We start from the raw sequence: 21,171 nt of genomic DNA, 5'->3' as shown, positions 1-21,171 counted from the left end.
AAGGAAGTTAAGTTGAACACGACGTTCCCACTTATGGCCGTGCTATTGATGGTGCTGTTGCCAGGCGCTGCGGTGTCACAAGTCGACCCCGCGACCTTGTTGGCCGGTACTTCGGAGTCGGAAATACTTATCGAACGACGTTGGATACAGTTTCGGGGCAAACAGGAACTGTATTTCTTTACTCTCGACGTCATCGTAACTGTCATATTGACTGGACTAATCGTTTATCACCCTGTGAGGCGGAGAGCCCGCAGAAGTGTCAGCGATATCGTCATGCCGCGACTGTTCTTCCTATACGCGCTTGTCGGCATGGCGGTTGGGTTTCTGGTCGTACAGCACGGATCAATGATCGGGTTCGTGATTTTTGGAATTGGAGCTCTGTTAAGGTTCCGATCAAATATGGATGACCCGGTCGACACGGTGGAAATGATTATAGTCACCGTGCTTGGGCTGGCGGTAGGGCTGGGCTTGCCCTTGATGGCCACACTGGTGGCGGTTGTATGTTGGTGTTTCATTTGGCTCGGTGGGCGAAACAAGGGCGTGGAAGTTTCGCTCAAAGCTTCAGATGAAGAGCACTCATTGAAAGTCAGCGGTGCCATTGAAGCCATGGCCGCAGACGCCGGCTGGAAGCTGGTCAGAAAACACCACGTTCCCGGAAAATCTCGCGTTTCATTGCTTTTCATCACCTCGGGTGGACTGACGGAAGCCCGGATCGAAGAGATGATAAATGATCTGGTCCCTGAAAAAGTCGAACTGAAACTCAACCTCTAGTCACTTAACAAGGTCCAAACGTGTCAATACCGCGTTCGGGGATCTGATCTCTTTCGGAAGCGACTTGAAGTTTACCGACCTTTCGAAATCGGGTCCTCGATATACGGCTATCCCAAACTCTCCGTTCGGCTGGAACGTAACATGAGTGAAGCTGTGAGGTGATCTGGCGCTATCGCCAATAAGCCGCCGCGGACCACCTCCCAAACAAGCTTGAGAGACATAAGCCACACCGTCTTTCCAACCGGGGTAGAAGGCATGATGGTGGCCTGACAGATGCAGAACAACACCGCTTTCCAGGTAGATTTTTTCAAGTGTTGGATCACCAATAATTTCGCGTTCGCGCTGAATCGCGAAGGGCCAGAGTGGGAGGTGACTGAAAGTGACAATCGGGTCTCCATTTGCCCCCAGTTCCTCAAGTCTGTCCAGCTGGTCGCCGGATAGAGGTCCTAAGGTCGTAGCGTCCAAAGACGCAAACGTTACGCCCTGCATCTCAAAAGCGTAGAAGAACGGGTAGTCATCCGAAACCAGGAAGTCGACGCCTGGTTTTCTCGGCGTCCATTCCTCTGCGTATATTTTCCTTTCACGCTCGAACCCTCGGTAGGCGGAGGCATCATGGTTTCCAGGTGTGACCGCAAATGGAATGCCGGCAGCCTCTAATGGATCTGATACGGCCTCGTGAAACGCATTCCACATCTCCCTGACCTGTTTGTCGGACAAGTTGGGAATGCGCTGTCCCGCAACCATATCTCCGGTCGAAATAACCAGATCTGGATCAATCTCGATTATGCGCTCAATCGCCTTGTCGACGCGGGCATCGTATCTTACCGAACCATAGCTTCCATTCAGATCCGATATGACGATGACATCCAATGCCGCCGCTTTGCAGGCGAGCAGAGCGGTCCAAATGAACACCGCAATAAGAGCAGAACACCTACGGTACATAACAGTCCACAGCCTCTACATCGGTGCCGTTTCTCAAAAAGAATGCGACAGGATCCAAGTCGAACATCAAATCGCCATTTGAGCAATTGCTCTGGAGAATGGACGTTGCCAGCGCAGTATTTTTGACAACTTGTGCAATCTGACTGTCTGACAACCCAAAGCTTTGCGATAGCCAGTCATAGACTGGGCCTTGGGATTGAAGGTCACTATTCAATGCAATCAAGCGCCGATACGTGCTTGGAGAGAAGTGGCGAATTTTCTCCAGCATTTGAGTAGATTTCGCGAAGTTGGCGTATTCGACACGCCCACCAGCATCGTTGTCGTTTAGATTGCTGCGACGGATCAGTAATGCGTCGTCGGGAACGTCTCCATCGTTTGGCTCATGGTGCTTGGCTTTCTTATGCTTCAGCTTTCCGTCTTCGACCCAATACCAATAGGGTGTGAAGTCTATGTTTCCTACGCGGTCCTGCTGGCTAAAGATGAAATCGAGGAGTACAATCTCGGTAAGTTCTTGCATCCAAAAGGTCATCTGTTGGTCGCTGACATCGGGACCGAGATCCTTGTTGATCATCCGGTCTCTTCGACCTTCTCCGACGCCCTCTACAATGGCCTCTGGCAAGGGTTTTGAAGAACGCAAAGCCAAGAAAGCAGGAGTTTCCTGAAAATCGCGGTTCTGACCTTTCCCCCAACCAGATTTACGGGTGCCGTTGATTTCCGAGCCGTATCGATGCCCAGGGCTATCAAGCAGCACACCGTATATCTGCGTTCGATCTGCGGTGAACAGATCGTCGGTTGGCTGGTATGAGTTCGGGTCAGCATCCGCAGCTGCGAAGACCCGCCAGCCTTCGTGGTTCATGCGCCCGCCATGAGAGCCACCAGAAATCGCAAGACCAGGCTCGGCGACCTCGTAAAAATGCGCCTGGGCGTCCATGCTACGCCAAACGGCGACTGGAACTTTTACAGTCGCGTCGAAATATCTGGAGAAATGATAGTAAAGCAGTGAAGACGTGGAAAAGGTTCCACTGGTGCCTTTTTGGTTCATGGTGGACTTGAATTTAGCCACCCTGTCCTTGGCCAGATCTTTTGCCGCCTTCCCCTCCTTGCAAGCGTTTCTCTCGAATTCAGAACGGTTCCCCACGTAAGGTCCTTCCGAAATATCGTAGACTGCCATTCCTGGGCTGGTGCTCCAGGTTTTTGGGCAAATAGCAATTTCGGAGGCATAGAAATCGATCTCGCAATAGGCCGTTTCTTCCTCAAGATCGCTTTTCTTATACTCGCCCGTTGGAACTTTTTCGATCCGAATACAGCGTTCAGTAACGCCGTTGGGACTATCAAATGTCGTGGCTTCACCGAGAACATCGTCGTTCGCCCACAAGACAGTGGGTGCAATTAAAGCAAGTGACCCCAGAAGATTGAACTTCATTTGGATAGTCCTCCCAATATCATTTGGGGCAAATCGCTGCCTGTTGCTCGTTGGAGATCTTCAATTTTGGGTCGACACTGAAGTTGGAAAATTTTGAGCCAATCCACTGGTCGCACCCGCCTGAACAAGGGGCTCCGTTTCGGGCATCATTCCAATATTCCTTGGCCCTTTCTTCTGTCCAACCGCAAAACTGAACGAGCGCCATCGCCGACAATGCACCTGAGGAATGAACGCCCCACATGCAGTGCACCAGAACAGGGCCCTTTCCAGGGTTTTGAATCACCTCGTGTATGGACGCCATGACAGCATCGGGTCGGGAGGATCTGGCGCTCTGATAGTCAAAGGATCCGTTTCCGCAGCTGGTGCGACCGTATTCAGTGTTTTTGCCGAAGTCGGCATAAAACCCTGTTGAAAACCCTTCATTGCACAGAGTTTCGCGTTGACCTTCACTTAGGCCAGTTCGATCCTTGTCGCCGCCCTTGAAACCGGATCGATACAACACTCCGCTTAAGACTGGGCGAAAGAAAGCGACACCATCAATGCCTCCGTCACCACCCTTTGAAAGCATTTGACTGTTGCTTGGACCGCCATTTCGACTGGTCACGTCAGAATTCGCAGCGGTTGCGAGAACACCAATGAATATGAGGGAAGCCAAAAACCGCATGCCAAATCCTTTCTATTCTTGAACCTTTGATGCTCAAACTCTTGCGACCTGATAGTCTCTCGGAAAGGCTAGTTCATGAAAACCATATCAAGTGGGTAAATAGCTTTCCGCTGTGAAACTTTAGATGGGCCACACGAGATTGATGATAAAGACGACCACGAAGTAGGCCAGAAAAACTTTCCAGTTCCATTGGTGTTTGTTTTCTTCGTTTATCGCGCCGGCCGATTTCAACGCCAGGTTTGTTATAATTAGAGCGACGATGGTGACCGCCGCATGCGCCAAGTCGAAATGCAATCCAAAGCTCCCTTTTGCAAATGTTTGATTGATGAAAATGTGTCAGCAGTCACCTGATGGCAGCATATTTACATCTGAGTACCTTCCCTCAGACGTCGTGATCTGAGCACATGCACCAGTATCCTTGTTAAACCAGTACGAGGTCAGCCCTTCGCTTCGGATGAGTTCAAATCCGAGACTTTGGATGCCCATTTCAGCTTGGCCCGCTCTTGCCCCTTCAAATGACGAAAGATCGCTAGAGCTACCCACAGTTGGTGCAGTTGCATCCACTGATCCGCCACTGTCGTCGCATGCTGCAAGCGCAGCAATACACGCCGTGCCGACCACCAATAGGACCTTGGATTTCATCTGTTTTTCCCTCTCTTTTTTGGACTTGCGTTCCTGGGTTTCTGGTTGATCACCTATTCAATTCCGAAAATTACGTTGTAGTCGACGGAAGAGTTGCTGCGATTGATAACCTCCACAACATGATCACCGGATTGCCAAAGCTGCCCACGATACTCCTTGTCCGCCGACATCAATCCCAACAGTTCAGAACCATCGGGGTTGCGAATAACGTAGTCCAAGGAGCCATTTCGCGGAGCAACGCGAACGTAAAGGAACTGTTCGTTTTTGGCACCCAGAACGTATTGCTGCGACGCTCCGGGCGCGAGTTCACCAACGAGTTCTGCGCCAGTGGAACCAGAATCAAATTTGACACGTTGGCTACCAGTAGACCCGGCAGCGCCTGCCATGGCTCCACCGCCATCATCCATCGCGTCGACAACCGACATCTCGCCGATGCTTCCATCCTTGTACGCGATGCAGCGCCAAAGCGTTCCGCCTGCGTCACGTAGCATGACGAGCGTGCCCGCTTCTGAGAACTCCGAGCTTTCAATCGTACCTGATTGACCGTCTGGTCCTCCAACCTGCCGCAAATGATCGATACACGCGTCGTCTGCTTCAGACATTGCAAACGAAGCTGTGCCTGCGATTGCGAACATCGGTGCGAAGAATTTGAGTACAGCGAATTTCATCAGATGGTCCCTTGCTGGCTAATCCTTAGAGTTTTGTTCCGTACAAAGCGGAACCTCACTTCGCTTCTCGTAACTTTGACAGAAACTCATCGCATGCCTGTGCGCTGCCGACGATCTCGCCTGTCGTTTCAATTCCTTGCAGAGATGCCATCTCGGAATTTACGCGATTGAGGATCTGATCCGCTTGCTCGGCGGTGATCAGGTTCTCGGCTTGCGCTCCTTTCAATGTGGTGCAGACACCGGCGGACAAGCCTGTCGCAACGCCGACACCCACCGCGGCCCCACCACCCAAGGTCATCGCCCCAACCACGCCGAGGACGAGCCCGATCACAATTCCCAAGATCACTTTTCCCATGTTTTCCTCCCTTTTGGTGAGACAGAGCTCTTCCTTCATTTCTGGTGTAAACTGCGAGCCCACCTGCAAATGAAAACCAGCGCCAAAATGTTGAGCACCGGTGCAATCGCCGCGAACCACGGCTTGGCGGAATCCGAAAATAAGTCCGCCACAAGTATCCAAGGTAGTCCCAACGGCAGCAGGAACACTCCGGACAAAGGGTCTCGTTCCTGTCCCAACCAGCCAAATGTGCCCGTCAAGAATGCAACCAACGCCAACAGGTACAGGACCGCGAATACGATGATGGTGGTTCTACAAACCAAGTCGAGCCTCAGCAGATCAAGCCAGTGCTGCGCAGCCGTTTTCAGCAACGCAGCAGACAGGTTACAATGCGCCTTCGTCACCCAGGAACTCGATACCAGCTGTCGTGCCATCACTGTAAGCAATGCAGTTCCAAGGAGCGCGATCCTCGCCAACGCCGACTGTGACCTGTGTTCCCGCCTCGCTAAACGCGGATGAGAGCACCACGACTTGTGAATTGTTCGTTGTGCTGGCTACATCTCGCAAACACGCTTGCTGAGCCGGCGTGAGTTCGGCGGACGCATTGGATGTACCCGTGTCGTCGCAGGCCGCGAGCAGTGCAAAACAAGTTGCGCTTGCAATCATCACCATCTTGTTGGTCATTTTCTTCTCCCTCTGAGTCTGTTGAAGTTAATGAACTTGGATGCGCTTGTTTGAGGCTCTCGCCTTTGGGCAGCCGACAGAACAGACAACGTTCCTGTGACGACCTTTCCCAAAACTTGCCGCGGGGGGCTTGGCGGGCAGAGCACTATTACTTTGACTGCCAAGACCTCCAACAACGTGGGATGGCCGAATGAAATCACTGGCAAAAGCTAGAGCAAACTCTGGAAAGAGGGCGAGTACATTAAGTCTAAGCATCGCGCTCTCCCAACGACTGATCCGTGTAAAGTGCCTTCCGACCGCCAGCACTCACTCTAGCAGTCAGAAGGGCCCGAGACATCGGGCAACAACGACAACAACGGAGGTAAAATGAAAGTTGTGTCAAATTCACATGTTTGAATCTAATTTTTAATAAATCAACATTTTTTCCGCGCGTAAAATTCTTAATGCTCTCGTACGATAGGCTTCTGCTTTCAAACAAAAAGGTAGGTGGGAGCACCCATAGGGGTGAGTGCAGCTTAGTGGTTTGCAGGCAAGGATAGCCAAACAAGTCGAATTGTCCGGGCGGGTGTCGGGTGATCGGCGACTTGAGATTGAGGTTGGAGTGATGCCTGTAGACTGATTCCAGAATCTCGGCACTGGTTGGCTGACGTTTAAGCCCGTTTTATTCGTTCCAAAAAAAATTCTTTGTGTCCAAATTACCATGAACAGTAACTTATTCTTGCTGTAAAAATAATTGGATATGCAAGAATAAGGCCCGAGATTTAAAAACTATTGTTCATTGTTAATCTTCGAGTTCAAATGAAATTTGGAGACTATTCTTGCTTTTCAAGAGTAAAATTGAGAGTTCAAGCTCCCTTTTCTAGCGCTAGCGTTTTTGATTTTTATTCGCGATATTCCGCCGATTTGAGTTGAACGAAAAATATTTATCAATTCTGAATTTTTTGATGGCACTCCTTCTGCTTTGCGCAAACACTACCGGTAGGCGAGAAAAAATCTAGTTTGGGAGTAAGAAGTTAGGCGCAGTTTTCCAGCTTTAGTAGGAGGCAATAGTTCTGAGTAATTTCTTATCTCTTTTTGGTGAGTCGGCAATTGCCAAATCACGTATTTTTGGACGCCTATGCACGCGGATATATAAGGAAGATTTCATGGCGTTTTTGGAAATGACAGATAAAAAACGATCTGAAGAGCTTGGTATTGGTCAGATATCTCACATTCCAGTAATCTGGTCCCAAGACTGGAGGCTGATGGCGGAGGCCTCCAAGTATCTTATTTCACGTGGACTTGGGCAATGGGCGCCTCGAATGGGGAAAAAATCCCCTTACAGTATAGCTTCGAAGCCTGCAGCCAACAGCATGTTACTCTATGCCCGTAACCTTGAGCATTTCCTTACATATTGCGAACGGCGAAACTTGGAATGGCAGGAGATTTCTTATGAGCAACTGCTGAACTCTTACCAAACTGAGATGCACAATGGTCAGGCAGCAAACAGTGGAGACCCACTTTCACCTGGGACAATCAACAACCGAGTTGATACAGCATGTGACTTTCTGACCTATGCGGCCGCTCAAGGTTGGAGGAGGCCATTCGCGGTAGGTAGTGAGCCAATAAGGAGATCTTCAGCATCTGGAAATCGCAAAAGCTCGACCCGTCGGGTAGGGCGTGTTCGTGCAAACCCTGCTGATTTGCGGTTGCCAACAAGAAGCGAGATTAAGAACTGGCTTGATTGCGTGTTGAGGGGGTTTCCCGGGGTTTTGGGTATCACGGCATACATGATGTGCCGAATGGTCATTGAAACTGCGATGCGGGCAGAAGAAGTCATCCTGTTTCGCGCTGACCAGTTGCCAAACCCAGATAGCATTGATCCGAGTGAACAAGCTGTCTTCATTCCGATCAAGTACGGCACAAAGGGTGGCAGAGATCCTCAAGATATAGAAAAGAGAGGCAAACTACGGTCAATCCGAATGTCCCGGGAGTGGTTGGTCCGTTTGAGCGACTACAAGCGGATGACTCGAAAACTCGCATTGAAAGTGCACAAGGAGCTCTACCCGGGTGCCACATTGCCAAAAGAGCTGTTCCTCTCACCTTATACTGGAATGCCATATAGTTATTCCCGCTTTCGGGAGTTTTGGGTGCAAAAAGGCTTGCTGAACAAGTCTTTGCCATTCGAGGCGTGGTCGCCTCATGCCGGACGTCACACATGGGCATGTTATCAATTGCTTGAAAGGATGGAGGCTGAACTCGACGTTCTCCGTTTCGAGATGAAGGCAAGTCAGGGTGAGGTAACCACGCCATCTATAGAGTGGACCACGCGAATTGGAGAGACCCTAATCAAGTTACATGTTCAACCGTTTTTGGGACATGTGAACCAAGAAACCACCGACTTATACCTACGATGGCTGGCCGGGCAGGTGCAGTCAGATCGTTATGTGCGCGAGTGGTCGCACTGGCTTGACTCGTAGACCGGGGCGAACGCGTGAAAAAACTGCAAAAGCACAAAACTGACTTAGAATTCTCCAAGGGCGGAGAAGGAAAAACACGAAGAAAGACAGGGGCTTCTAGGGTTAGTGGGGCCAACGCCAATCCACTTACTTGGACGGTGTTCAATCCAAGAGAAGGTGAATTTGATGTTGATTTAACCAAATTCAGAGATGGATCCGATGAAACTGGGTTTGTCGGTCGCCCCGCCTTGATATATGATCTAGCGCCTGAAATTCGGATATGGACATCCAACAAGGCTAAGTCTTCGATTAAGAAACGACTGGAACTCTTGGAGAAGTTCTTTCGTTTTCTTTCTCAGTTTGAAGTCCAGTGGGACTCCAGAGTAAGCCGTTGCCTCGATGTGGAAGTCGCCCACGGTGAAGCGTTCAAGAGGTTTCTCTTGGAGCAGAGATTTGGGGTCGGTCGAAAGCAAGAGACGTTACGTGCAGTGGAGGCAATTCTGAACGCCTCACGTCGTCGACTGATGGACGGCTTAGATGACGCCCAAACTCGCTTAATTTGGCCGACAATCGAAAGTGGTAACGCACCCAAGATGCATAGGGATGTGAACCCTAAGGCGCTTAAGGTGATCTATACCGCCGCAAAGAGGCTTCACGACAAAAGTGTCGAGTACGGTTTGGAGGGCAATAAAGCGCTCGAGAAGGGCTACGATCCACGAGGCGAGATCAAAGACCCGGAAACGTTGGAAAGTCCTTGGGAAAACGTTTTCAACCTTTCAGTACTTGCGCGCGAGCGGCTCAGCACGCGTGTACTTTTGTACCGCGACATAGATCAGGACGATGTTCTGCAACTAAATCAATGCTCACAAAGGTACTTTTCCACGCCTTCGCTTGCACTTATGGAGCAGCACAGTCCGTCCTGTAGGTCCACTTTGGCCAGCTACATGCTTGTGTCCTTTCACACCGGTTGGACGGATACTGTCGGCGCAATCTCTGTCGTGGACGAAGACTTCGAAGACTGTGAGGATTGGTATGTTGATCGATCAACAAGCCCGGATGAGCGGAATCAGCGTCAGTCTTCGGTAATGATTTTAGCCAAGCCGCACGGTATTGACACATCAAGTAACGAGGTAGACTTGAAAGCAATTCGGCCAAAAACAGGCCGTCTTCACGCTGCGCTTTCATTCAAAAACTCGCGATACCGACCGTACTCGGTATTGCGAGATCAAATACAACGAACGAAACACCTGCGCGATCTGCTCAGAATGTTGCGATGGAGGTATCTAGCGAAGGAGAGGCTAAGAGATCAGAAGCGGCGTGAGATTTTCGAGATTGAGCGAAAGCTGCGATCCCCCTGGATCTATTTCAACCATAAACGCAAGGGACATGAAGCTGTTGGACTGTTGGGAGTGACGGAGCCGATTGCCGCGACATTCAAGAGGTATCTAACACCTGCCGCCATTCAAGCCGCGCAGCGACGGGGTAAAGGTCATCTTTGTGAAGACATCGAACGTATGACCGCCGGTGACGTACGGGATGGCTTTGCCGCTTACATTTATGACGCCTCAGGTGGTAACCCCTTCGTCACCCAACATCTTTTGCAGCACCAGAGCATGAGAACGACGAGAGTATACCTCAGACAAAACCGTCAAATCCAGAACAGACTTCGGACGTTCCGAGATATGTGCAAGCACTTTTTTGAGGCAATCGAGAACGGACGAGACGTTGATCCAACGGCATTACACATGGCAATGAGTTCGTCAGGCTTCACGGATAAGGACCATCAGAACTTACTAGACTTTAGATCACGCTACGGAATGGCTTGTTCAAATCCATTTGAGCCACCTACAGAAATTGCGCCCAATCACATTGCTGGTACTCTATGTGCGACCCAGCGCTGTCTTCTGTGCCGACACGGCAGGTTGACAGCAGAGGCGATTCCACACCTCGCGCGCCGCCTCGCTGAGCTGCTCGAACTAAGCCGTTCAATTCCGGCACAACGTTTCTTAGAATCATCCTTTGAGATTGAACGTCAGGCAATTCTGATTGTTCGTGAAGAAACCTACCCGGAGCTTGGGGATGCCTTTAACAGGGAATTGGCCAATCATCGTAGGGCTCTCACCGAAGGGCGTGCACTGATTTTTGATGAAGTTCCGTTGGGAGAGGTCGCATCCGAATTCAAGGCCTTTACTACTGAGGGTGGGGAGGTCAATTGATGTCGAGAGGCTCTTTAAACCCAATCTTAAACGCGCATCGCGACGAGCTTACTCAGAATTCGATACGTCTTGATCTGGTTTGGAGCTTGCCTTGGGATGATGTCTGCAATTTGCCAGTGATGCCCGGATTCGCGCTTTCTGATGATATTGTCGAGGTTCCGGCCGAAATGGTTCCTCCCGCAAAGACCAAACTCAGCTTGCGCCAGATCGACTTTACCAAAGCGTTGCCGCAAAGTTGGTCACGGTCAGAACATCGCTCAGAGATGGCCCTGAGACGCCTCAAGAGGATCGCCCTCTTGGACTTGACGCAGACCGTGAAAAGCAATCGAAAAATGAGTCCTCCGCAGGCACTCACCTGGGTGTCAAGAACTGGGTTTCTCGTACGCGCCGCAAAAATGGCTCTTCAGATTGACACGCAGGAACCAAGCGCCATATCGACGTGCCCGGACGGCGTTTCGATTTTCAAGCATTTGTCGCCGGCGGCATTCCAGGATCTCAGGAAAGCCAATCCAAATTTCTTTCAAATGAACACGTCTCGCTTGAATGCCTTTCTTATGATGGGCTTGTTTGACGATTGGCCGGCAGAAGATGTGTCGCCTAAAAGGTTCAAATCGCAAGCAATTCAGCCTTTTAACGATAGTGCATTCTCTCAAATTCTTCGCGCCAGTTTCTTCCTGGCCAGTATCCAGCACGACCTCGAGAGTTGCTACGCAGAAATCTCAAGCATAACGGAGGATGATCAAGGGCGTTATGGGCAAGATCTCGTCAGGCGCGTAAGAAACGAAGCAATCCAGTCCTGGCGTGGTGATGTCCTGGAACCAGGTTTCTCATTCCCTTTCGAGTTAGGAGTCCCCGGTGAGGCACGGACAAGTAAGTTCTTTTCGGGCTGGCCGGTGGAAACACTCGACGGGGTAAAATCACTTCTTTTGCTCTGCCAGTGCGCTAATGCGCAGATATTACTGTCCGCAACGGCGGGGCGTGTTTCCGAGTTGAAAGTCCTATCTAAAGAGCCACTTAAGCGTTCTGATGATGACACAATACTTGTTGGATACACGTTCAAAGAGACAGACACTCCCGCGGGAGAACAACGTCACTGGGCTCTACCTGATCACGCAGTCGCAGCGGTAAAAAGGCAGCAGAGCCTGCTAAGAACGTTCGGTAAAACAGGCCGATACCTTTGGTGGTCAAAAGAAAACAACACGACAGAAATCTCCGGTATGGAGCAGGCGGTCGCACTTTTTGGCTCGCGTGTCCGAACTCTTAACGGCGTGGCGCTCGGAGAGCTAGACGGCAAACTGACTACACACCGTTTCCGAAAAACTCTATCGCGACTGGTTGGTTTGGCCTTGGAGGGTGCAAACAACATCCTGTTTGACGTACTGGGTCACACAGATATGGACGTTACTCTCGGGTACATGCTCTCTGACGCTGAGTTTCAGGCGGATGCAGAAAAAGTTAGGCAGGAGCACAAGCATTTGCTCCGAGTGAGGATCGTCAATGAAATTGATGAGTGCGGTGGACCAAGCGCGCCTAGAATTCGAGTGGCGCGCGACGAACTCCGTTCGCGAGGTATACGGGAAGACCTTGGAGACGATGACCCAGAGCTGCTTCTGGCAGTACTGCCTAACATTCAACAAGTTGGCCCAGAAAGATATTGCACTGCTGGGGATATGGAGAATGGGCTCTGTTCGAAGTTTACAGGTCAACGTGACGTTGGAGCTTGCAACTCTTCCTGCATATTTCGATTGGAAATGGCTGCGGCTCGACAAGATAGAAAGGAAGCAATCAGGAATGCCCTACAACTCCTTTCCGGGGACGTGGGAAGGGGAATCCGAGTATTCTTTCAATCGCAGATTATAGGGCACTTGTCCGTCTTTGAGTCAATGATTGACGAGTTTCTCGACGACAAGCGATTTAAAGCTGCTCTGTTCGACTGTGAAAAGAAACTGTTCACGCCGCTCCCACCATCGACCCGAGAAAAACTGGCTCAACTTGTTGGTTAAGCATGGAACGCGAACCAAAAAAACAAAGCAGGAAATCGGCCCCCTTGAAAGACTATCATGCAAACCGTAGCAAGAGAGCTCGCGATGGTATTAACGACATGATGAAGCAGATCGATACGGAGATTTCTGCGCGAGGTTATTATTGTGATCCCAAGGACCCTGACCGGCCTCTTGGCCTTTCGATGGCAGAGGTTCTGCGAAGGTCCGGTCTTGGTGTTAACTACTTGAGGAACGAGCGCCATCTAGACCTTCGCGAGCAAGTCAGAGCCTGGTTAAGGAAACATAAGAGTTCTGACACAGCCGCCAAACGAAAGTCTAAGAAAGCGAGGCGGGACTCGATTGCATTTCTTCAAGAAGCAATAAGAGAGATGTCATCCGAGGCACAAGCTTGGCTGATCGAGAAGGAAGAACTTCAAACCAAAATAGAAAACCTAGAAGCGGATATTCGCAAAATGCGTGACAGCGGAAATGTTGTTGGGATTGGCTCAAGAAAAAAAAGTGACGATACTTTTTAAAGCCTTTTGGCTAAGTTTTGACGACCTTGCGCCGCACAGTTGACCTGCTGGGCGCTTTGCTGAGCTCAGGACTTCTTCTCTGAAAGGCCTTCGACTCACGGTTGGGAAACTGGGTGAGATCTTTCGCGGACTCATACCGCGATTCGAACCCTTTAGAAGACGAACTTCAGTTTTATTCACTTCCGCAACGGATCGTCGCGGCCTAGTGCCTATGGAGCGGCTGAGAACCGCTTCAAAGCCAAAGCGAATAGTAAACTAAGCTACGACTCGGTTTCTCAGCCAACATAATAAAGAAGCCCTTGGCATGAACTAGCAACAGCTATGCCAAAAGGTTTGTCTTGCCGGGCTGGGAGCATTTTTTCCCAAAGCCTGCTTTGCCCATCGAAAGCCTTTTTATGCGGCCGCTCAGGCTAGGCTGAGCAGCCGCGGATCAGGTTTACCCTAGGAAGGACAGAACGTGGCTGGTCACGTCTTGCGGGGCGTCTTCTGGGCTGTAATGGCCTGCTTCGGGAAGGCGGTGAATTTTGCCGTTCGGGAATGCGGCTTCGAACAGCGGAAGAAAATGCTTGGCATGAAGTGTCCGGTCTTTTTCACCCCAAAGCGCAAGCGCGGGTTTCGCGCTGATCGCTGCTCGGGTCGCCGCATCTGGTTCTTCGAATTTGTGCGCCCCGGCCGCAAACCCCTTGGCCCACCCGATGGCTCCGGCAGCCTCGGCCGGTGTCGGAAAAGGTGCGCGGTAGGCGTCTAGCCAGGCGTCCGTCACGATTGAGGGGTCTTCAAAGCCGTTCAGTTTCAAAGTTGAGAGGATGGTATAATCCAGCTGGCCTAACAGCGGCTCAAGCGTGCCGTTGTCATGTGCCTTGAGAATCCATTGAAACCACGGCGCATCACCCGCATTCGCGACCAGCCGATCAATCAGGTCTGGCTGGCCCAGTGGTGTTGGTCCGTTGACCGAGACAATCTGTTTGACCCTGTCGGGATGGCGAACCGCAAACCCCATGCCGGTCGGCCCGCCAAAGTCATGCATCACAAGCGTCACATCTCGGAGGTCGAGGGCAAGGGCGACCGTCTCCAGATTGTCGACATGATCCTGCAACCAATAGGTTCGGTCTTTTGGCGTGGCGCTTTTGCCAAAACCCATATGGTCGACAGCAATGACCCGATGATGGCGCGACCATTCAGCGATTTGATGCCGGAACAGATAGCTCCACGTGGGTTCGCCATGCAGTAACAGCAAAGTCTCGGGTCCCTCACCAACGTCAATATAGTGGGCGGGATAGCCGGGTGCGTCCGTGTAGTTTGCAGTAAAGGGCCAGGTACCGTCAAAAGTGGCGTCAGACGGTACGGCGGGGGTTATTGTGGTCATATTGGAGTCTCCAAAACTTTGAGATGGCCGCAGGCCCGCGCCAAGCGCGCCTGCGACGACGGTCAACTGCAGCATTTTGCGGCGTGTGAAGTTACTCTTGTGGGCGAGTGGCTCGAACGGGCTCATCCCGGCATCCTTCCAATGTGCATACAGAATTTGAGTTCTGAGTTGAGGAAGCCCGCCTCCCGGCAGGCAAAACGGTGTAACCTTTCCAACGGGCGCGCAGTTTCACGAGACGCCAGTTGGGCGTTCTCCTTTCCGCTACATGGGGGACGTAATGTGGCGCTCGACGCCTTACCAATTCGAAAAAGGCGTACGAGCAATCTATTTTTTAGATGGCTGAGTGATGACGCTTCAGGTTTTGATCTCGGCAAAAGCCCCGGTCAACCAATCGGCAAACACCGACATCGCTGGGGTAAAGGCGCGTCCCTTGGCGCTGACCAGCCAATAGCCAAGGCGTTGGTCCACAATCTTGGGGTCTGCAAGCCACTTTAGTCGACCTGCGCGCACAAGCGGATCAACAAGCAACTGACGACCGATTGCCACACCTGATCCGTCAATCGCGGCCTGGACGACTACGTTGTAATCAGTCAGCGGCATGCGTTTCGCACCGGCCAGCGTCACGCCTTGCGATTTCGCCCAGACTTGCCATTCGTGTTTTTTGAGGCTGAGTAGAAGCTGTTCGTCGGACAGATCTCCGAGCGATGTGGATCTTGCAGCATGCGCAACAGGTGCAATCTTTTCGACATGCAGAAGCGTGGCATCAACTCCGGTCCACGGGCCGGTTCCGTATCTTATGCCCAGATCGGCCTCATCCCGCGTAAAGCTGATATTTTCAAGTGATGGATCAAGTTCGATTTCGATCTCTGGATGCGCTTCTGAAAACGAAGAAAGACACGACACGAGCCACAATGAGCAAAAGGACGGAAGCGCCGTCACGCGCAGCGTTTGCAGTCCAACCTGGGCCCGAAGCTCTGCTGTTGCATCTGTGATGGTACGGAAGGCAGCGTCAATATGACTGAGATAGCGTTCCCCTTCAGGTGTTAGAGAAACGCTGCGTGCATGTCGTACGAACAGCGGTGTCCCAAGCGTGTTTTCTAGCTGCCGGATGTGATGGCTGACTGTACTTTGTGAAATCAGCAGCTCATCTGCTGCCTTTCGAAAACTAAGCAGCCGCGCCACCGCAGAAAAAGCGCGAAGGGACAAGAGCGGTGGAAGGTTCGGGCTTGAGCGCAAACAGAGGGTCTCTTTCTTTCCAGTGTTCCGGTTTCAGACCAGTACAGCCCTTTGCGGCGGTGCCCGCAAGCGCAAGGATCGTTTGGCGTTCAAGCCAGGGTCAGTCCGCTTGACACATTCGGTCTGGCCGGGCATCGCCGGGTTCTTCAGGGCCTCAAGACACGTACGCCGGGCATCGTGCTCAGACGTTCAAGGTCTTGTTCGTAGAGTTCCGAGAATGCTTCGACTATCTCGGTACTCCAGCCGGGCATGTCCAGTTCTTCCTCAACCTTATCAGGCTGTGCGTGATCTTCGAAGATCTGAGCCAGCATGTCATTAAGGTCCGACTTGCCCAATTGCGTATCCCGACCGGTCAGTTCCAGAACCTTTTCGCGGCCAGTATCATCCAGCAAGCTTGTCAAAAGCTCATATTCGTCTGCCAGAACGACGTCTTCGTCCAGATTGCTGAGCGCACGTATAACATCCCCCCAAATGAAGGGGGTGTCTTCATCGCTCCACAAGGTAATCTGAACGCTGGGTGCAAGGTCCCGGATATCTTCGACCATACCAATCCAGCTAAGGCAGCTTAGGTCGGTGTTCCGAACGATGTCTTCGCGCGCCTCTTCAGTGAGGGACATCAGAAGTTTCGGAACCAAGCTTCCTGGATTTCTGAGCCCCATCAGCAGCTCAACCTGATGGTCGCTATATACCTGTTCCAGCAGTGCCATCCTGCGACCAGCTTGCGGGTACAACTGCCCGTCCTTCAAAGCATCGGCCGGATCGCCCGCAAACTTTCCGCTGCAAAAGATCGCGCGCCGGGTGTCCGGTCCGGTTGGAAGAATGGCTTTGAGGTTTTGATATGAGGTTAAATGGACAGCCTCGGCCTCAATCTTGTCGAAAGCGGGCTTGAAGATTCTGTTATAACGACGCCAGCCGAAAAACCTGACCCCCGTTGCAGAGAGGGTAGCAGAGTTTTTCTTCAGCGAGCTTAGCACACGCCCTTCGTCGGTAAAAGCCGCGCCTGCGTGGATAGCAACCTGCATCTTCGGGTCTTGTCCTTGCTTTTCACCTCGCTTGTCGGGTTACAACCTGTAACTTGAACAGTCAAATCCGCTTAGTCGCGGTGGGGTTCGCCGCGCGATTCGTGCACAGGAAAGAAGCGCAACAGATCGGTCATCTACGCCAACAAGGACACCGGAGGCGTCGGATTACCTAAACCTATTGATTTTATGCGGCTTTCACGGTTGCTCGGCCCTGTATACGATATAAGAATAGACTGTATTAACAAGCTGCACCGCAATACGTTCTGAAAGTGCGGACTGCGCCGTGCGCGTAAGAACAGACTGCCCGAGGTCCGCGTCACCAGCGCTAAACGCGATGAAAGCAAGCGCAAAGGTTCCCTTGCCCGGCAGGGCATTGCGCAGCAATGTCCCGAGAGGGGGTGATCACAACACGGGGTTTACCGAATTGTGAAATCAACCGCTTCAGAAAGCGCTTGGCTGCCTTTGTATTCCTCAGAGGTTGGACAAGGACATCCAAAGTTTCACCGTTCGCATCCACGGCCCGCCAGCGCCAGCATTTCCGACCGTTGATCGGGATGACCACTTCGTCCAAATGCGGCCGCCCCAGGCCGGTCTAGTTTGTTTTTAACCAAAGGCGTTGGCTATCATTTAATAATTGGCAACCTGACGGATGACGAGATGGGCTAAGGCTTTGAGACGCATAACAATGCAGCTTGCGGAGTTTCCCGTTAAGAGCGCGCGCGTTATGTAGTGAACCGTGCGACATCAGCCTTCTGCGCTCCAAAATCAACCTGACAATCCCGTCTTTCGACGGGCGAAGTACTTCGGCACAAAAACCGACAGATTTTGCTTCCGACTGGTTCTTCGTTTAAGCCCTTTGCGACAGATCTACCATTTCTCCCCAAATGGCCGCAGTTCTACATCGAATGACCATGTGGATCGGTATTGATGAGCGGTGTGGAACACCTCTTCCGCGATAGCGTCCGGCTTGCTGAAAAATTCTTCGGGTTCATCGGGATTAAAGGGGATACGCGTCCACGGTGTATCAATGGCTGCATCTATCACAACATAGGCCACGTGGATGCCCTTTGGGCCCAGCTCACGCGCAAGCGACTGTGCGAAAATTCTTTGCGCGGCTTTTGTCGGCGCAAAAAGCGCAAAGTTCGGCACACCACGCAATGCGGCAGTGTTGCCCGTTACGATGATAGAGCCGCTGCCGCGTTCTACCATGGCCGGGGTCAGTTCACGCGCTAAGTACAGCAGACTCGTGGTGTTGACCCTGAAATTTCGCTCCAGCTCCTCTGGGTCGGCCTCCATGAACGACTTAAAGGTGGCCCGTACCGCGTTATGGACAATCACGTCGGGTGTGCCCATCTCATCCTTGATCTGGCGACACACCCTGACGAGTTGGTCGAGATCTTCGAGGTCGAATGCAAAGGACCGCGCATCTGGCAGTTCTTTTTCCAACTCTGACAATCGCTGAGTATTCCGGGCCAGCAAAACGACGCGGTATCCGTCCCATGCGAACCGTCGGGCAACGGATGCCCCGGTCCCGTCACCTACGCCGGTGATAAGGCACAGTTTATCCTTCATGTTGGCACTCCTTTCGGACGGGCAGCTTGTTTCAAGCTACCGATGTCAAAGATTAAAAATCAGCCGCGAAGGTCGGAACGGCACAGCGCGAAGGCTTGAGGTCGTGGCGGCTTGTCAGTCGGCCTCCAGAACCGCGGCAACCTGATAGATCAGATCCTCTCGGTACGCGGCGGATGCTATTGAAACACCGATGGGCAAACCGTCAGAGTATCCATATGGCAGGGAAAGCGCTGGATGCCCTGTCAGATCATACTGCGATGTAGCCCCCAGCATTTCCCAGGCTCTTGCCGCAATTTCGGAAACGTCGGCGTCCGGGCCGGGCAAGCGTGTCGCTTTCATGACCACCGTGGGTGTCAGAATGACATCATACTTGGCAAAGGCTTCGTCATATTTGCGCGTCAACCGACGGACGATGTTCTGACCCTTGGCGTAATAAGTCCCGAAGTAGTTCTTTTGGGCATAGCGTCCGACGATCATGGCGATCCGCAGGGTGGTGGACAATTCATCGGCGCGGGAACGCCAGTCTTTATGCGCCTCCATCAGGCCGACGTCGTACAAGCCTTTCCAATTATATCCCATGCCGTTTCCAAGCATCATTTGGGCGGTCAAACCCTCCATGCCGAGAGGGGCCCAAAGCGCAGCCAGTACATGGTGTTCCGGAAGAGAAAATTCTTCGACGACCGCACCGTTTTCAGCCAACTTTTCAGCGGCAGAGCGGGTCGCATCCGTGACGTCTTTTTCGGCAAGCGGCAGTTCGAACCCTTCTTTTAGTATGCCAACTTTCAAACCATCGACGCCCCGGCCAAGGGAGGCCGTGTAATCGGGTTTATGGTCGACGGATTGCCGGGGATCGAGGCCGTCTTTGCCCGCCAGCACTTCCAGCATCTGCGCATTGTCTCGTACGTTTCTGCTCATCGGGCCAACGTGGTCCACCGTCGCTTCGATCGGCATAATTCCGGAATATGGAACCAAACCATAAGTCGGCTTCATGCCAACCACGCCGCAGAACGCGGCAGGCACGCGGATCGAACCGCCTTGATCGCCGCCTATAGCGAGGTCAATCTCACCGCACGCCAGCAGAGCCGCACTGCCCGAGGAGGAACCCCCGGCCGAGAAACCATGCAGATGAGGGTTGTGCACCGGCAACGGCCAGGACGTGTGGCTTCCAGCTGATAAGCAAAAGCACTCACATGTTGTCTTGCCAACGATGGACGCGCCTTCGTCGAGCAGCCGTGTCACAACCGTGGCGTCGAATGCGGGGACATGACCGGCAAGCGTGGGTGAGCCGTTGGCCATTGGCACGCCGGCAAGGTTCACGTTGTCCTTAATGCCTACCGTTTTTCCAAACAGCTTGCCCTCTGGCGCGCCATCAATGCGAACCTTCACAGTCCAGGCATTCATGTCATTCTCGCTTGGAGATGGCTCCACGATCTCACCGCGCGGATAATTGACTGGCGGAATGTCGTCATCCAGTGAATCCAGAAGGTCGTAAGCCTCAAACACCGGCCCCATTTCATTCAGAAATGCCGCAGCTTTCTCGGGCGGCAATGCCATGCCAAGCTCTGATGCAGTCTCTTGAACCTGTTCAACGGTTGGTTTTTGAAACATCACGCATCCTCCCTGTATATGTTTGTGCCGGATGTCTGGGACGCCGGGTCAGACGGTGCTTTGGTCACGACCTCTTTGACCGATACGTCCATATGAAGCGAAAAGAGGTCGGCCCTTGAATAATGTCCAACCGGGTCAAAGTCGAATTTGCTACGGATCAGGCTCGCGTTGTCCAATGTCGCGTAGAGGATTGTTCTTTCGTTAAAGACCGGTGCTTCGATCACTTCGCCAAGGGGGGAGATAATCGTGCTTCCGCCACGCATCACAACCGCCTCCGGGTCATCGGAAAGTACACTGCGATAGTCGGGACCGAAATCTTTCAACTGAATATACTGGCATGCGCTCAGGACATAGCACCGCCCTTCAACCGCGATGTGACGCATGGTCGGCAGCCAGGTATCCCGATCGTCCGCCGTGGGGACAAGATAGATTTCGACGTTCTGATCATACATAGCCAACCTGACGGCCGGCATGTAGTTTTCCCAACAGATCACTGCCCCCAGTTTTCCAAGGTTTGACGAAACCGCCTCAAGCGTGGATCCGTCGCCAAAGCCCCAGATCAAGCGTTCTGACCCGCTTGGCATCACCTTGCGGTGCTTCCCGACAAGGCCCTTTTGCGGGTCAATGTAAAGCGCGGTACAATAGAGCGTGAACCCATCGCGTTCGATGACGCCAATAACCACAAAAATCCCGCACTCGCGTGCTATATCTACAAGTTGGGCAACCTCGGTGCCGTCTATTTCAACGGCATTATTAAAATATCGCAGAAAATCCTCGCGGCCTTCAGGCAAGCGTTTTCCGACTGGCGCGTCAAAATTAAGCCCCTTGGGATAGGTTCCCACAAAAGCTTCGGGGAAAAGCGCAAGCTCTGCACCGTTTTCAGCCGCTTCCCTAATCAGATTGCAGGCCTTCTTTGTCGTAGCCGTTGCATCGAATGGAATGGAGCTGTCTTGAATCACTGCAACCTTAACAGTTTCTTTCATTTTTTACCTTTCCGACGCGTTGCCGTTTGCAATTATTGAAGTCTTGAATTCATCGTACATTAAAAATGCTGGCGAAAAACTCGC

18 protein-coding genes and 1 pseudogene are annotated in these 21,171 nt (G+C 52.1%); 5 read left to right on the top strand and 14 right to left on the bottom strand.

Annotation, left to right across the window (positions count from 1 at the left end; all coding sequences use genetic code 11):
- Positions 1-12: 12 nt before the first annotated feature.
- Positions 13-771 carry a hypothetical protein gene (locus AVO44_RS12360; RefSeq protein ID WP_157769977.1) on the top strand — a complete coding sequence of 253 codons (759 nt, stop codon included), beginning with the start codon at positions 13-15 and terminating at the stop codon, positions 769-771.
- Here AVO44_RS12360 and AVO44_RS12355 read toward each other — a convergent pair whose 3' ends face one another.
- The 7 genes from AVO44_RS12355 to AVO44_RS12320 form a co-directional block, all read right to left on the bottom strand.
- Entirely contained in the window at positions 772-1,713 is a 942-nt protein-coding gene (locus AVO44_RS12355; protein WP_068337415.1) for a metallophosphoesterase family protein, read from the bottom strand.
- A complete protein-coding gene (locus tag AVO44_RS12350; RefSeq protein WP_068337413.1) occupies positions 1,703-3,136 on the bottom strand; it encodes a hypothetical protein in 1,434 nt (477 codons plus the stop codon). The genes AVO44_RS12355 and AVO44_RS12350 overlap by 11 nt, the downstream gene beginning before the upstream one ends.
- A gap of 784 nt (positions 3,137-3,920) precedes the next feature.
- Positions 3,921-4,094 carry a hypothetical protein gene (locus tag AVO44_RS21045; RefSeq protein ID WP_157769975.1) on the bottom strand — a complete coding sequence of 58 codons (174 nt, stop codon included), beginning with the start codon at positions 4,092-4,094 and terminating at the stop codon, positions 3,921-3,923.
- Positions 4,095-4,136: 42 nt separating this feature from the next.
- The gene (locus tag AVO44_RS12340) at positions 4,137-4,442 is read right to left on the bottom strand and encodes a hypothetical protein (protein ID WP_068337409.1); all 306 of its coding nucleotides are present in this window, start codon (positions 4,440-4,442) and stop codon (positions 4,137-4,139) included.
- A gap of 53 nt (positions 4,443-4,495) precedes the next feature.
- A complete protein-coding gene (locus tag AVO44_RS12335; RefSeq protein WP_068337407.1) occupies positions 4,496-5,110 on the bottom strand; it encodes a hypothetical protein in 615 nt (204 codons plus the stop codon).
- Positions 5,111-5,165: 55 nt separating this feature from the next.
- Positions 5,166-5,465, bottom strand: a complete 300-nt coding sequence (locus AVO44_RS12330) for a hypothetical protein (RefSeq protein ID WP_068337406.1) — start codon at positions 5,463-5,465, stop codon at positions 5,166-5,168.
- Positions 5,466-5,828: 363 nt separating this feature from the next.
- Complete coding sequence (locus AVO44_RS12320) at positions 5,829-6,128, bottom strand: hypothetical protein (protein WP_068337404.1); 300 nt, start codon at positions 6,126-6,128, stop codon at positions 5,829-5,831.
- 1,145 nt (positions 6,129-7,273) lie between these two features.
- Here AVO44_RS12320 and AVO44_RS12315 point away from each other — a divergent pair.
- The 4 genes from AVO44_RS12315 to AVO44_RS12300 are packed head-to-tail and all read left to right on the top strand — an operon-like array spanning position 7,274 to position 13,300.
- On the top strand, positions 7,274-8,587 hold the full coding sequence (locus tag AVO44_RS12315; protein WP_068337402.1) for a site-specific integrase: 1,314 nt from the start codon (positions 7,274-7,276) through the stop codon (positions 8,585-8,587).
- Between the two features lie 14 nt (positions 8,588-8,601).
- On the top strand, positions 8,602-10,782 hold the full coding sequence (locus AVO44_RS12310) for a hypothetical protein (RefSeq protein ID WP_068337401.1): 2,181 nt from the start codon (positions 8,602-8,604) through the stop codon (positions 10,780-10,782).
- Positions 10,782-12,785, top strand: a complete 2,004-nt coding sequence (locus AVO44_RS12305) for a site-specific integrase (RefSeq protein WP_068337399.1) — start codon at positions 10,782-10,784, stop codon at positions 12,783-12,785. Before AVO44_RS12310 ends, AVO44_RS12305 begins: the two co-directional genes overlap by 1 nt.
- 2 nt (positions 12,786-12,787) lie before the next feature.
- Complete coding sequence (locus AVO44_RS12300) at positions 12,788-13,300, top strand: hypothetical protein (RefSeq protein ID WP_068337398.1); 513 nt, start codon at positions 12,788-12,790, stop codon at positions 13,298-13,300.
- A gap of 436 nt (positions 13,301-13,736) precedes the next feature.
- Here the strand turns inward: AVO44_RS12300 and AVO44_RS12295 are convergent, their stop codons facing one another.
- The 7 genes and pseudogenes from AVO44_RS12295 to AVO44_RS12265 all read right to left on the bottom strand — a co-directional run bounded on the left by AVO44_RS12295 (position 13,737) and on the right by AVO44_RS12265 (position 21,087).
- A complete protein-coding gene (locus tag AVO44_RS12295) occupies positions 13,737-14,666 on the bottom strand; it encodes an alpha/beta fold hydrolase (protein ID WP_068337861.1) in 930 nt (309 codons plus the stop codon).
- A gap of 354 nt (positions 14,667-15,020) precedes the next feature.
- A complete protein-coding gene (locus AVO44_RS12290) occupies positions 15,021-15,872 on the bottom strand; it encodes a LysR substrate-binding domain-containing protein (protein ID WP_169794853.1) in 852 nt (283 codons plus the stop codon).
- Between the two features lie 176 nt (positions 15,873-16,048).
- Positions 16,049-16,924: a hypothetical protein gene (locus tag AVO44_RS12285; RefSeq protein ID WP_068337395.1), complete on the bottom strand. Its 876-nt coding sequence runs from the start codon at positions 16,922-16,924 to the stop codon at positions 16,049-16,051.
- A gap of 397 nt (positions 16,925-17,321) precedes the next feature.
- Positions 17,322-17,498, bottom strand: a pseudogene (locus AVO44_RS12280) (DDE-type integrase/transposase/recombinase); the annotation flags it as partial.
- 293 nt (positions 17,499-17,791) lie between these two features.
- Positions 17,792-18,496, bottom strand: a complete 705-nt coding sequence (locus AVO44_RS12275) for an SDR family NAD(P)-dependent oxidoreductase (RefSeq protein ID WP_068337393.1) — start codon at positions 18,494-18,496, stop codon at positions 17,792-17,794.
- A gap of 114 nt (positions 18,497-18,610) precedes the next feature.
- Entirely contained in the window at positions 18,611-20,104 is a 1,494-nt protein-coding gene (locus AVO44_RS12270; protein ID WP_068337391.1) for an amidase, read from the bottom strand.
- The gene (locus AVO44_RS12265) at positions 20,104-21,087 is read right to left on the bottom strand and encodes a carbon-nitrogen hydrolase family protein (protein ID WP_068337389.1); all 984 of its coding nucleotides are present in this window, start codon (positions 21,085-21,087) and stop codon (positions 20,104-20,106) included. Before AVO44_RS12265 ends, AVO44_RS12270 begins: the two co-directional genes overlap by 1 nt.
- Positions 21,088-21,171 lie beyond the last annotated feature (84 nt).

This window comes from Ruegeria profundi, from assembly GCF_001507545.1.
Taxonomy (GTDB): Bacteria; Pseudomonadota; Alphaproteobacteria; order Rhodobacterales; family Rhodobacteraceae; genus Ruegeria; species Ruegeria profundi.
This window is presented reverse-complemented; position numbering and strand designations above follow the sequence as displayed.